The following is an 11,836-nucleotide window of genomic DNA, read 5'->3' as shown; positions in this document are numbered from 1 at the left end:
GTGTGGACTCGTCAACCGCGCACGGGCGCGAAGCGCCTAGGCGGGGGAGCGGACGATGACCGTCGTGCCTGGGAAGTAGGCGGCGAGCTCGGGCCGCGACAGCTTGATCACGGCGGTGCCGTAGCCCTGCTTGCGTGATTCGGGCGCGACCCACACCGCCAGCTCCACCTCGCCGCCGTGCAGTTCGCCGAACACGAGCCCGACGCACTCCGGCCGCTCGCCGCTGGTGTTCTCCGCGACGAACCACGCCGCGGTCTCCTCGTCGACCCGGTTCAGGCCGGCCCGACGTTCTTCCTCGATGCGATCCGCCTGCCACGGCTTGCCGTCGGCATCGAGCTGCTCGGCCGAGCGTCGCCGGTAGAGCTCCACGTCCTCGTCGTCCTGGGTGAACGGGCGCAGCCGCACGTTCGTCCCCGTGCTGAAGGGGCGCTGTTCCGGCAGCCACTTCAGCGTCGCGTCCAGGTTGGTCACCTCGTCGCGGAGGTGGTCGCGCTCGAGCTTGGTCAGGCGCCCGAGCTGCAGACCCAGCACCGCATTGGCGTTGTCCTCAGTCGTCTCGAGGAGCGCGCTGACGCTCCGGACGGCGGCGGCATGGTCGTCACTGTCGACGATGGCATCGAGGACCTCGTGCCGCAGATCGAGCGCCCTCAGGAGCGCCGAGGCGAGCTCACGTCGGTCCAGGATCTGATCTTGGGGGCCAGCCGTCATGACGAAATCTCCCTATCCGTTGAGTTGCAACAGCGCGGAGCACGCACCTGCCGGATGGGCAATCCTGCGGGCTCCACCCAGATTGTCTGTCAACGGGCCCGCAATTGCTACGAACAGACGACGACGGGGATCTCGCGTTCGACCCAGGACTGGTAATCGTCGAACTCGGGGTACATCGCGACCAAGCGGGGCCACAGGTCCGCGCGCTCGGCGTCGTCGGCGACTTTCGCGACCAGATGGCGCACGTCGGAACGGATCTGGACCTTCACGTTGGGGTCGGCCTTCAGGTTCAGGTACCACATGGGGTTCTTGGGCTGACCGCCCTGCGAGGCGACCAGGACCACCCGGTCGCCATCCTCGAGGAACAGCAGCGGGCTCACCCGCGGCTCGCCGGACTTGCGGCCGGTGGTGGTGAGCAGGCAGATCGGCAGGCCGCTCTTCGCGGCGCTGCCGACCCGCCACTTGCCGCCGATTCGCCCACCGGATGCCCGGTACGCGATCACGTTCGTCTTCGACATCCACTTGATGACGACCCGGGTGAACTGCGTATCGAGCAGCGGTGGGCGCTTCATGGCCGGATCAGATCCGCTCGATGATGGTGCCGGTGGCGAGCGCGCCGCCCGCGCACATCGAGATCAGCGCGGTCGAGGCGTCGCGGCGCTCGAGCTCGTGCAGGGCGGTGGTGATCAGGCGCGAACCGGTGCTGCCGACGGGATGGCCGAGCGCGAGCGCTCCGCCGTTGACGTTGACCTTGTCCATGTCCGGTCCGTGCACCTGGGCCCAGGACAGCGCGACGGAGGCGAAGGCCTCGTTGACCTCGAACAGGTCGAGGTCGCCGATCTTCATGCCGGCCTTCTCGAGCACCTTGGCGGTGGCCTGGACCGGGCCGTCGAGGTGGAACTCGGGCTCCGCACCGACCAGCACCTGGGAGACGATCCGGGCGCGGGGCTTGAGGCCGAGGGCCTTGGCGCGGTCGGAGTCCATCAGCAGCACCGCGGCGGCGCCGTCGGAGATCTGAGAGGAGGTTCCCGCGGTGTGGATGCCGCCCTCGATGACCGGCTTGAGCTTGGCGAGGGACTCCGCGGTGGTGTCGCGCAGGCCCTGGTCGCGGGAGACGACCGTGGTCTCGGAGGTCGGCAGCTTGTCCTCGCCGATGACCGGCGCCGTCACGGGCAGCACCTCACGGTCGAAGCGGCCCTCGGCCCACGCCTGCTTGGCCAGCGCCTGCGACCGGACGCCGAGCGCCTCGATGTCGTCCCGGGTCAGGCCGCGGCGCTTCGCGATCCGCTCGGCCGCTTCGAACTGGGCGGGCAGGTCGATGTCCCACGACGCGGGGCGCCGCGGGCCGGCCTCGGTGCCGACGTTGGCGCCGAGCGGGACCTGGCTCATCTGCTCGACGCCGCAGGCGATGCCGACGTCGATGGCGCCGGTCGCGATGAGTCCGGCGATCAGGTGGTTGGCCTGCTGCGCGGAGCCGCACTGGCAGTCGATGGTGGTGGCGCCGACCTGCCACGGCAGGCCCGCCGCCAGCCAGGCGGTGCGGGTGACGTTGTTGGACTGCGCGCCCGCCTGGGTGACGCAGCCGCCGATGACCTGCTCGACGATCGCGGGGTCGATGCCCGCCCGCTCGAGGATTCCGACCTGGACAGCGCCGAGGGTCTCCGCCGCGTGCAGGCCGGACAGCCATCCGCCTCGCTTGCCGATCGGGGTACGGACTGCCTCGACGATTACTGGTGTGCCCACGGCGGGCTCCTTTCAACGTGTTCTACAAAAAGTAGAACAGGTTCTCCCCGTTGAGCAAGGAGAACGGGCCCAGTTCTTTGCCTAGTCTTTCCCCCATCGAAGCTCTATGCTTCAATCTTTGTAGAACGTGTTCCACATCACGCGCGGCGCCGATCGCGATGGCAGGAGACAACAGTGGCACAGCCCAACATTCCCGCGGGATTCGACTTTACGGACCCCGATATCTACGCGCACCGGCTGCCGGTGGAAGAACTCGCCGAGGTCCGCAAGGCCGAGCCGGTGTTCTGGGTCGAGCAGCCCGACGGTGTCGGCGGGTTCAACGACGGTGGCTACTGGCTGGTCACCCGGCACGAGGACATCCGCGACGTGTCGATGCGCAGCGACGTGTTCTCCACCTGGGAGAACACCGCCATCCCGCGCTTCGCCGACGACATGCAGCGTGAGCAGATCGAACTCCAGCGCTTCGTGCTCCTGAACAAGGACGCCCCGGAGCACACCAAGCTGCGCAAGCTGGTCTCCCGCGGCTTCACCCCCCGCGCGATCAACGGCATCAAGGAAGAGTTGCGGGACCGCGCGGAGGCCATCGTCAAGGCCGCCGCCGCCGAGGGCAGTGGCGACTTCGTCACCCAGGTCGCGGCGGAGCTGCCGCTGCAGGCCATCGCCGAACTGATCGGTGTGCCGCAGGAGGACCGGGGCAAGGTCTTCGAGTGGTCCAATCAGATGACCTCGTACGACGACCCCGAGTTCGCCGACATCGATCCGGCTGCCGCGTCGATGGAGATCCTCGGCTACGCGTACCAGATGGCCGAGGCCCGTAAGGAGAACCCGGCCGACGACCTCGTCACCACCCTCATCGAGGCCGACGTCGACGGCGACGTGCTCAGCCCGGAGGAGTTCGGCTTCTTCGTGATCGTGCTCGCGGTGGCCGGTAACGAGACCACCCGCAACGCCACCACGCACGGCATGAAGGCCTTCATGGACAACCCGGAGCAGTGGGAGCTGTACAAGAAGGAGCGGCCGAAGACCACGGCCGACGAGATCATCCGCTGGGCCACCCCGGTCGCCGCCTTCCAGCGCACCGCGCTCGAGGACACCGAGATCGGCGGTGTGGCGATCAAGAAGGGTCAGCGCGTGGTGATGAACTACGTGTCGGCGAACTTCGACGAGGAGGTGTTCGAGAGCCCGGAGAAGTTCAACATCCTGCGCGACCCGAACCCGCACCTGTCGTTCGGCGGCACCGGCGCCCACTACTGCCTCGGCGCCAACCTGGCGCGCATGGAGATCGACCTGATCTTCAACGCGATCGCGGACTTCCTGCCGGACATCGTCGAGGCCGGCGAGACCCGTCGACTGCGCTCCGGCTGGCTCAACGGCATCAAGGAGTACCAGGTCGACTACAAGACCGGCGGTTGCCCGGTCGCCCACTAGGGCAGTCGATCCACCAGCACCATCCGGCAGCGCCGGCGCGGTCACCGCGCCGGCGCTGCCGTTTTCGTTCCTGGTCGGCCCGTGGCCTCAGCCGCGCAGCCAGTCGTCCCATGCGGGCGCCACCAGTTCGAACAGGGCCGCGTAGCCGGCGGACCGCGGGTGGGCGCCGTCGCTGTCGCGTACCTGCTGACGCCAGACGTCGTGGTTCTCCAGCGCGGTGAACACGTCGACGAAGGTGCAGCCGCGGTCCTCGCAGATCTCGCGAAAATCATTGTTGAGCAGGAGGATCCGGTGGTTGTGGTCCGCGTCGTCTACGGGCGCCGGGCCGACGAAGAGGACCGGCGCGGCCCCGGCGACGTCGAGACAGTGGATCAGGTTCGCCCGCGAGGTCTCGGCCGGGACCCGGCGGCCGCCATCCGTGGCGGTCGCGTCGTTGACCCCGAACGAGAACACCAGACGCAGCTCCGCGGCCGCGGGCCTGCGGCGCTCGACCTCCTCGCGCAGCCGCGCTCGGATGTCGGTCGAGGTGTCGCGTCGGATCCCCAGGTTGTAGCCGGTGACCGGTCGTCCAGCCTGCGCGCTGCGGGCCAGCAGTCGGCCGGCCCAGCCGAGCGCGGTCTCGTCGCCGACGCCCGCGACGAAAGAGTCACCGACGAAACAGATCCGGAGATCCTCCGTTTGCCACTGCACTGGATGTCGTCCTTCCGATCGGCTGCGGTCGGACCCACCCTGCCGTGAAACGAGAAGGACCGCACCTCGATTTACGAGGTGCGGTCCTTCCTGCGTTCGTGCGTACTACAGCTTCACGAGCGTCTTCATCGCCCGGTCGACCTCCCAGAAGGCCCGAATCGACTGCAGCTTGCCCTCGTCGTTCACCCGGTAGATGAACACGCCCTCGGCATCGATCTGGTTGCCCGCCACGACGGACCGGATGCTGCCGATGTAGACCATCTCGTCACCGCACTGCAGGGTGTCCCTGATGTCGAAGGTCAGCGACTCGGTGTTCGCGATGGTCATGTCGTAGAAGCGGGCGATGGCCTCCCGGCCGTGGTGACCCTTGCCCTCTGGATCGAAACCCGAACGGCCTACCGGGTCCTCGACCCAACCGTCCTCCGCGAACAGCGCCAGCCACTCCTCCTTGCGCTTACCGCTCGCGGCGGACTGGGACGCGCGCGAGGCGATCCGGACGGGGTGCTCCGTTGCGGTATCGGTCATGACGCACCTCCCGCGATGTGGTCGGCCGCGAACTTGCGCAACGAGTCTTGCTTCGCCTCGAGCGGGCCGTCGAAGGGCACGCCGTCGAAGATCCACGGCACCACGATGGAATCGGTGATGCCCGCGTCGGCGAGTTCGGCATAGCCGTCCTTGCCGAAACGGTCGATGCACACGGCCTGCATCTCGAAAGGCTCATCGGCACGGCCGTATTCGGCCCGCAGATCATCGAGCTTGCGCTTGGTCTCGACGAGGTCCTTGAACTTCATCATCGCCGAGGTCCAGCCGTCGCCAACCCGGGCCGCCCGGCGCAGCGCCACGTCGGTGTGTCCGCCGACGTAGAACGGCACCGGCTTGCTCGGCGCGGGGCTGATCTGCAGCCGATCGAAATCGTAGAACTCGCCGTGGAACTCGACCATGCCGCCAGCGAGCGTCAACTTGATGATCTCGATCATCTCGTCGACGCGGGCGCCGCGCTTCTTGAACGGCACGCCGCACCACTCGAACTCCTCCGGCGCCCAGCCGATCCCGACGCCGAAGCCGAACCGGTTCCCGGTCAGGTTCGCCACCGACCCGACCTGCCGCGCGAGCAGCAGCGGGTTCCGCGACCCCAGCTTCAGTACGTTCGTGTAGAAGCCGATGGTGGAGGTGGCAGCCCCGAGCGCGGCCGCGGCGATCAGCGGATCCACCCACGGGGTCTCGGCGTTCCACATCCGGGAGCCGTCGGGGGTGTACGGGTAGTCGGCCGCCGCCGTCTCCATGTAGAACAGCGAGTCCGGCAAGGCGATATTGGCGAACCCGCACTCCTCGGCGGTCTGCGCGAGCGGGATGAGCTGATCGAGCGGGCTCATCGCAATTCCGACGCTGAACTTCACGGCGCGTCCCTCCTAGTTGGTCGGGCGGTCGGTACCGACCACCCACATCGCGAAGTACTGCGAGCCACCGCCGTACGCATGACCGAAGGCCTTGCGTGCGCCGTCGACCTGGTGGTCACCGGCCCGCTCCATCACCTGCATCGCGGACTCCGCGTAGCGGATCATGCCGGACGCGCCGATCGGATTCGACGAGAGCACGCCGCCCGACGCGTTGACCGGCAACTGCCCGCCGATCGCGGTCTCGCCTGCCTCGGTGAACTTCCAGCCCTGGTCCTCCGGCACGAAGCCGAGGTTCTCCAGCCACATCGGCTCGAACCACGAGAACGGCACGTAGATCTCGGCCTCGTCGATCTCGGTGAGCGGATCGGTGATGCCTGCGGCCTTCCACAGCGCGGCCGCGGCGTCGCGGCCTGCCTGCGGGTTCGCGACGTTGCGGCCGGCGTATGCCAGCGGCTCGGTGCGCATCGCGGTGGCGTGGATCCACGCCACCTTGCGGCCCTCGGACAGGATCTCCTTCGCCGCGTCCTCGTTGCCGATCACGATGGCGCAGGCGCCGTCCGAGGACGGGCACGTCTCGTCGAAACGGATGGGGTCCCACAACATCTGGGACGCCATCACGGACTCGACGGTGATGTCGCCCTGCTTGAGGTGCGCGTACGGGTTCAGTGCACCGTTGCGGCGGTCCTTGACGGCCACCATCGCGCCGATGTGATCGGGCGCGCCCGAGCGGCGGATGTACGAGCGCACGTGCGGAGCGAAGAAGCCGCCCGCGCCCGCGCCGACCGGCATCGTGAACGGCACCGGCGTCGACAGCGCCCACATCGCGTTGGACTCGGACTGCTTCTCCCACGACACGGCGAGCACCCGCTTGTGGACGCCGGACTGCACCAGGCTGGCCGCGACATTGCCCGTCGAGGCGCCGACCGATCCAGCGGTGTGCACGCGCAGCAGCGGCTTGCCGTTGGCGCCCAACGCATCCGACATTGCGAGCTCCGGCATCATCGACCCCTCGAACAGGTCGGGGGCCTTGCCGATCACGATGGCGTCGATGTCGTCCCAGCCGACGTGGGCGTCGGCCATCGCGCGGTCGACGGCCTCGCGGATCATGCCTGCCATCGTGACGTCGTGGCGCTTGGCGACGTAGTAGGTCTGGCCTGTGCCGAGGACGGCTGCCAATTGCTTCGCCATCAGTTGTTGCGTCCTTCCATGACTGCGACCAGGTTCTGCTGCAGCACAGGGCCACTGGTGGCGTGGGCGAGGGTGCGCTGCGCGTCACCGCTCATGATCTTCCGTGCCGCGTAGCCGATGCGCTCGAGGCCGCCGGAGAACATCGGGTTGCCGGTCAGCGGACCGCCCGACGGGTTGATCGTGGTGGCATCGGTCAGCCCGATCGCCTCGCGCAGGATGATCTCCTGATGCGTGAACGGGGCGTGCAGCTCGGCGACGTCGATGTTCGAGACGTCACCACCGGTTGCGGCCCGGGCGGCTGCCGCGGTCGACGGCGACGTGGTCAGGTCACGCGATCCGATGACGGGGGAGTCGATCCGATGCTCGATCCCGGTGATCCACGCGGGCCGCTCACACAGCTCGCGGGCGCGGTCGCCGCGGGCCAGGATGATCGCGGCCGCACCATCGGTGATCGGCGCGCAGTCGTGGGCCCGCAGCGGGTCCGCGACGTAATCCGACGCAAGCAGCGCCTCGACGTCGACGTCGCCGGAGATCTGCGCGTTCGGGTTGGTCTTGGCTGCGGCGCGGCTGCGCTGGGCGATGGCGGCCATCTCCTCGGCCGTCCACTTGCCTGCCTCGAGCCCGAGCCGGGCCTGCAGGCCCGCCATCGAGACGGAGTCCGGCCACAGCGGCGCGACGAGGTACGGGTCGGTCTGCATGGCAAGGATCTGCCGGAGGTTGCCCGCCGACGACTTGCCGAAGCCGTACACCAGGGCGGTGTCGACCTCACCGGTCATGATCTTGACCCAGGCCTCGTACAGCGCCCAGGCGGCGTCCATCTCGACGTGCGACTCGTTGATCGGCGGCACGGCGCCGATCGAGTCGATCGCGGAGATGAACGAGAACGAGCGGCCTGCCAGGTAGTCGGACGATCCCGAGCACCAGAAACCGATGTCGGACTTGGTGATTCCCAGCTCGGAGTAGAGCTCCTGGAAGCAGGGGACGAGCATCTCGACACCGTTCGTGGTGCCGGTTGTCTCGCGCACATGGGGGGCCTGTGCGAAGCCGACGACTGCAATGTCTGTCATGGTCTTTTCGGCTCCTAGAGGTGGTGCTTGTAGGTGTCGTAGTCCGCGTCCGGCTCACCGCTGGGACGGAAATGGGAGACGTTCCGGAGTGAGTACACCCACTCCTCCTTCGGCCGCCAGACGGCCTCGACGCGCATGCCCATCCGGACCTCGGCCGGATCGACCTCGAGGATCAGGTGCAGGAACGGGATGTCCGCGCCGTCGAGCAGGACGTAGGCCGCGACATACGGGGGCTTGATCGACTGGCCAAGGAACGGGACGTTGACGATGCAGAAGGTCGTGATGACGCCCTTGTCGGACACCTCGACCTGCTCCTTGGTCGGCATGCCGTCGGTAGGGTTGGCGCCGCGCGGCGGCACGTAGACCTTGCCGTTCGCGTCGGTGCGGCCACCGATGATCTTGCCCTCCATCAGACCGAGGAGGTAGTAGGTCTCCTCGAACGAGGCGGTGTGCGTGTAGTGCAGGTCGATCGGGGTGACGATGTCGGTGACGGGCTCGCCGCCGGACGGCGCCGGGGTCGACTCGCTCTCGCCGGGTTCGAAGCACGCGATGTCGCGGATGTGCCCGGTGCGCTCGTCGGCCCAGCGGACCCGCACCCGCATACCGGTGCTCATCGCGTCTGCCGATCCGGCGTCGACGGCGTGCAGGATCGACGTGTCGGCGCCGTCCAACTTGACCAGCGCCCACGCGAACGGGTGGCTCAGCGGCTGACCCTCGATGGGATCGGGCATCCACGTCCAGCTGACGACCGTGCCGGTGTCCGAGACGTCGACGAAGTCGGTCATCGGCTCGTGGGTGGTGGGGTCGAACTCCGTCGGCGGCACGTGGACGCGGCCATCGGAGCCACGGGCGCCCACGACCCTTCGGTCGCGTAGGCCGGTGACGAACGCTCCGATGGTCGGTCCAACGGACCGCGTGTAGTCGAATTTGAGATTTAGTGGTGCCCTCAGGGGCTGCTCGGCCACTTGGGTCTTTTCAGGGGTCACAAAGTCGAGTAGAACAGGTTCTTATTCCACTGGCAATAGTCACTGTTGAACTGGAGGATTTTCGTGAAGCTTGGGTTGCAACTCGGATACTGGGGCGCGCAGCCCCCCGCCAACGCCCAGGAGTTGGTGACCGAGGCCGATACGGCGGGATTCGACGCGGTCTTCTCGGCCGAGTCCTGGGGCAACGACGCGTTCACCCCGTTGGCCTGGTGGGGCTCGAGCACGGAGCGGATCCGGCTCGGCACCTCGGTGGCGCAGCTGTCCGCCAGGACGCCCACCGGCGCCGCGATGCACGCGCTGACCCTCGACCACCTCTCCGGCGGCCGTGCGATCCTCGGCCTCGGCGTCTCCGGGCCGCAGGTCGTCGAGGGCTGGTACGGACAGCCCTTCCCGAAGCCGCTGGCGCGCACCAGGGAGTACGTCTCGATCGTGCGTCAGGTGCTCGCGAGGGAGGCGCCGGTGACCAACGACGGCCCGCACTACCCGCTGCCGTTCCAGGGCGAGGGGGGCATGGGGCTGGGCAAGCCGCTCAAGCCGATCACCCATCCGCTGCGCGCTGACCTGCCGATCTGGCTCGGTGCGGAGGGTCCGAAGAACGTCGCGCTCACCGCCGAGATCGCCGACGGCTGGCTGGCGATCTACTACACCCCGCGCCTGGCGCCGATGTACAACGAATGGCTCGACGAGGGCTTCGCGCGCCCCGGCGCCCGGCGCAGCCGCGAGGACTTCGAGATCGCGGCCACCTGCCAGGTCGTCATCACCGACGATCGGGCGGCGGAGATCGCGAAGCTCAAGCCGATCACCGCGCTCTACGTCGGCGGGATGGGCGCGCCAGAGCTGAACTTCCACGCCCAGGTGTACACCCGGATGGGCTACGGCGAGGAGGTCAAGGAGATCGGCAAGCTGTTCCTGTCGGGCCGCAAGGAGGAGGCGGCCGCGATCGTCCCGGACCAGATGGTCACCGACACGATGATCATCGGCAACGTCGACGAGGTGCGCACCCAGGTCAAGCAGTGGGAGGAGGCCGGCGTCACCATGCTGTTGGTGACCTGTCGGAACGTCGAGCACATGCGTCAGCTCGCGGCGGCGGTCAACCCGGCCTGATGTGAGTGGAACACGTTCCAGGATCGGGCCCCTGGTCGCCGTATCGGCAACCAGGGGCCCGATCCGTGGGGCGGGTCAGCGGGTGTCCCGATCCACCCCGGTCGCCAGGTCGCCGCAGTCGACCCGTCGCACGCGGCCTGCGTGCTCGCGGAGGTAGGGGAGGGCGCCCTCGTCGCCCCTCGCCGTTGCCGTCACCGCGGCCCAGTGAGCGCGGGCCATCACGACGGGGTGGCCGGGTCGGTCCCCGTAGTACGCCCGCGCGAGCCCGCTCTCGGTGGTGGCCGCGGCGGCGATGACCCTGGCGACGGCCTCGGCGTGCACATCCGGCAGATCGACCAGGTGGACGGCGGCGTAGTCCGCCCCCCGGATCGGCGGAGGCGGCCGCGAGGCCCGCCCGCAGCGAGGCGCCGACCCCCTCGCACCAGTCGGGTGCATGGACGGCCTCCGCGCCGTGCGGCACCTCGGTGTCCGCCGCGCCCAGCACGACGATGACCCGGGAGCAGCCCCCGCCCCGCAGCGCCGCGACCGCGGTGCGGAGCCAAGCGCCCTGATGCGCCAAGACCTTTGGCATGCCGTACCGGCTGCCCTGGCCCGCGGCAAGCAAAACCCCGACGACGCGGTGCTGTGTCGTCGGGGTTTGCATGTCGTTGCCGGGGAGACCGGTCGCTACTTGCCCTGGAACTTCGGGGCGCGCTTCTCGGCGAACGAGCGCGGGCCCTCCTTGGCGTCGTCGCTCTTGAACACCTCGGCACCGATCTCGGCCTCGAGCTTGAAGGCCTCTTCCTCGTGCATGCCCTCGGTGACGCGGATGGTCTTGAGGATCGCCTGGACGGCGATCGGGCCGTTGGCGGCGATCGCGTCGGCGATCTCGAGCGCCTTGGTCAGTGCCTGTCCGTCCGGGACGACGTGGCCGATCAGGCCGAGTTCCTTGGCCTCGGGCGCCGGGACGTTCCGGCCGGTGAGCAGGATCTCGGCGGCGACGGTGTAGGGGATCTGGCGGACCAGGCGGACCGCGGAACCGCCGAGCGGGAACAGTCCCAGCCGCGCCTCGGAGACGCCGAACTTGGCGCCCTCGCCAGCCACCCGGATGTCGGTGCCCTGCAGGATCTCGGTGCCGCCCGCGATGGCCGCGCCCTCGACCGCGGCGATCAGCGGCTTGGTCAGCCGGCGGCCCTTGAGCAGCGCGGGCAGCTTGGTCAGGTCCATGGTGCCCTTGGCGAACGTGTCGCCGGGGGCGTTCTTGTTCATCGCCTTGAGGTCCATGCCCGCGCAGAACGTGCCACCGGCGCCGGTCAGGACCGCGACCCGGATGTCGGGATCGTTGTCGACCTGGTCCCAGGCCTCGGTCATGATCGCCATCATCTCGCCCGACAGGGCGTTGCGGGCCTCGGGGCGGTTCATCGTCACGATGAGGACGTGACCGCGCTTCTCGACGAGGCAGTGCGGGGACTGTTCCGAAATGTCGGAAATCTCGGCTGTGGTGGAGGACACTCTCGGCTCCCGATATCGTGTGAGTTGAGTCTCA

12 protein-coding genes and 1 pseudogene are annotated in these 11,836 nt (G+C 68.5%); 2 read left to right on the top strand and 11 right to left on the bottom strand.

Annotated elements, in window-relative coordinates:
• Nucleotides 1–36: 36 nt before the first annotated feature.
• The 3 genes from RM1_RS23970 to RM1_RS23960 form a co-directional block, all read right to left on the bottom strand.
• Entirely contained in the window at nucleotides 37–708 is a 672-nt protein-coding gene (locus RM1_RS23970) for a GNAT family N-acetyltransferase (protein WP_072754132.1), read from the bottom strand.
• Between the two features lie 107 nt (nucleotides 709–815).
• Nucleotides 816–1,280 (bottom strand): nitroreductase family deazaflavin-dependent oxidoreductase, encoded by a 465-nt coding sequence (locus tag RM1_RS23965; RefSeq protein ID WP_072754131.1) that lies wholly within the window; start codon nucleotides 1,278–1,280, stop codon nucleotides 816–818.
• 7 nt (nucleotides 1,281–1,287) lie between these two features.
• Nucleotides 1,288–2,451 carry a steroid 3-ketoacyl-CoA thiolase gene (locus RM1_RS23960; RefSeq protein WP_072754130.1) on the bottom strand — a complete coding sequence of 388 codons (1,164 nt, stop codon included), beginning with the start codon at nucleotides 2,449–2,451 and terminating at the stop codon, nucleotides 1,288–1,290.
• 174 nt (nucleotides 2,452–2,625) lie between these two features.
• Between RM1_RS23960 and RM1_RS23955 the strand changes: the two genes are divergently transcribed.
• Nucleotides 2,626–3,879, top strand: a complete 1,254-nt coding sequence (locus RM1_RS23955; RefSeq protein ID WP_072754129.1) for a cytochrome P450 — start codon at nucleotides 2,626–2,628, stop codon at nucleotides 3,877–3,879.
• 87 nt (nucleotides 3,880–3,966) lie between these two features.
• Here RM1_RS23955 and RM1_RS23950 read toward each other — a convergent pair whose 3' ends face one another.
• The 6 genes from RM1_RS23950 to RM1_RS23925 all read right to left on the bottom strand — a co-directional run bounded on the left by RM1_RS23950 (nucleotide 3,967) and on the right by RM1_RS23925 (nucleotide 9,207).
• Nucleotides 3,967–4,569 (bottom strand): DUF459 domain-containing protein, encoded by a 603-nt coding sequence (locus tag RM1_RS23950; protein WP_072754128.1) that lies wholly within the window; start codon nucleotides 4,567–4,569, stop codon nucleotides 3,967–3,969.
• A gap of 105 nt (nucleotides 4,570–4,674) precedes the next feature.
• The gene (locus RM1_RS23945) at nucleotides 4,675–5,094 is read right to left on the bottom strand and encodes a nuclear transport factor 2 family protein (RefSeq protein WP_072754127.1); all 420 of its coding nucleotides are present in this window, start codon (nucleotides 5,092–5,094) and stop codon (nucleotides 4,675–4,677) included.
• Nucleotides 5,091–5,966, bottom strand: a complete 876-nt coding sequence (locus tag RM1_RS23940) for a TIGR03619 family F420-dependent LLM class oxidoreductase (protein ID WP_072754126.1) — start codon at nucleotides 5,964–5,966, stop codon at nucleotides 5,091–5,093. The genes RM1_RS23945 and RM1_RS23940 overlap by 4 nt, the downstream gene beginning before the upstream one ends.
• A gap of 12 nt (nucleotides 5,967–5,978) precedes the next feature.
• On the bottom strand, nucleotides 5,979–7,154 hold the full coding sequence (locus tag RM1_RS23935) for a thiolase family protein (RefSeq protein WP_072754125.1): 1,176 nt from the start codon (nucleotides 7,152–7,154) through the stop codon (nucleotides 5,979–5,981).
• Entirely contained in the window at nucleotides 7,154–8,221 is a 1,068-nt protein-coding gene (locus RM1_RS23930) for a thiolase family protein (protein ID WP_072754124.1), read from the bottom strand. Before RM1_RS23930 ends, RM1_RS23935 begins: the two co-directional genes overlap by 1 nt.
• 14 nt (nucleotides 8,222–8,235) lie before the next feature.
• Nucleotides 8,236–9,207 (bottom strand): Zn-ribbon domain-containing OB-fold protein, encoded by a 972-nt coding sequence (locus RM1_RS23925; protein ID WP_072754123.1) that lies wholly within the window; start codon nucleotides 9,205–9,207, stop codon nucleotides 8,236–8,238.
• A 63-nt stretch (nucleotides 9,208–9,270) separates the two neighbouring features.
• Here RM1_RS23925 and RM1_RS23920 point away from each other — a divergent pair, with 63 nt between their 5' ends.
• Complete coding sequence (locus RM1_RS23920) at nucleotides 9,271–10,311, top strand: LLM class F420-dependent oxidoreductase (RefSeq protein ID WP_027503514.1); 1,041 nt, start codon at nucleotides 9,271–9,273, stop codon at nucleotides 10,309–10,311.
• Between the two features lie 75 nt (nucleotides 10,312–10,386).
• Here the strand turns inward: RM1_RS23920 and RM1_RS23915 are convergent.
• Together RM1_RS23915 and RM1_RS23910 are read right to left on the bottom strand one after the other, a co-directional pair.
• A pseudogene (locus tag RM1_RS23915) lies at nucleotides 10,387–10,954 on the bottom strand (nucleotidyltransferase family protein).
• A 23-nt stretch (nucleotides 10,955–10,977) separates the two neighbouring features.
• Nucleotides 10,978–11,802, bottom strand: a complete 825-nt coding sequence (locus RM1_RS23910) for a crotonase/enoyl-CoA hydratase family protein (RefSeq protein WP_072754122.1) — start codon at nucleotides 11,800–11,802, stop codon at nucleotides 10,978–10,980.
• Nucleotides 11,803–11,836: the final 34 nt, after the last annotated feature.

Source organism: Rhodococcus maanshanensis NBRC 100610 (assembly GCF_001894865.1).
Taxonomy (GTDB): domain Bacteria; phylum Actinomycetota; class Actinomycetes; order Mycobacteriales; family Mycobacteriaceae; genus Rhodococcus_G; species Rhodococcus_G maanshanensis.
Note: the sequence above shows the minus strand (reverse complement) of the source record. Positions and strands in the feature narration are given on the sequence as shown.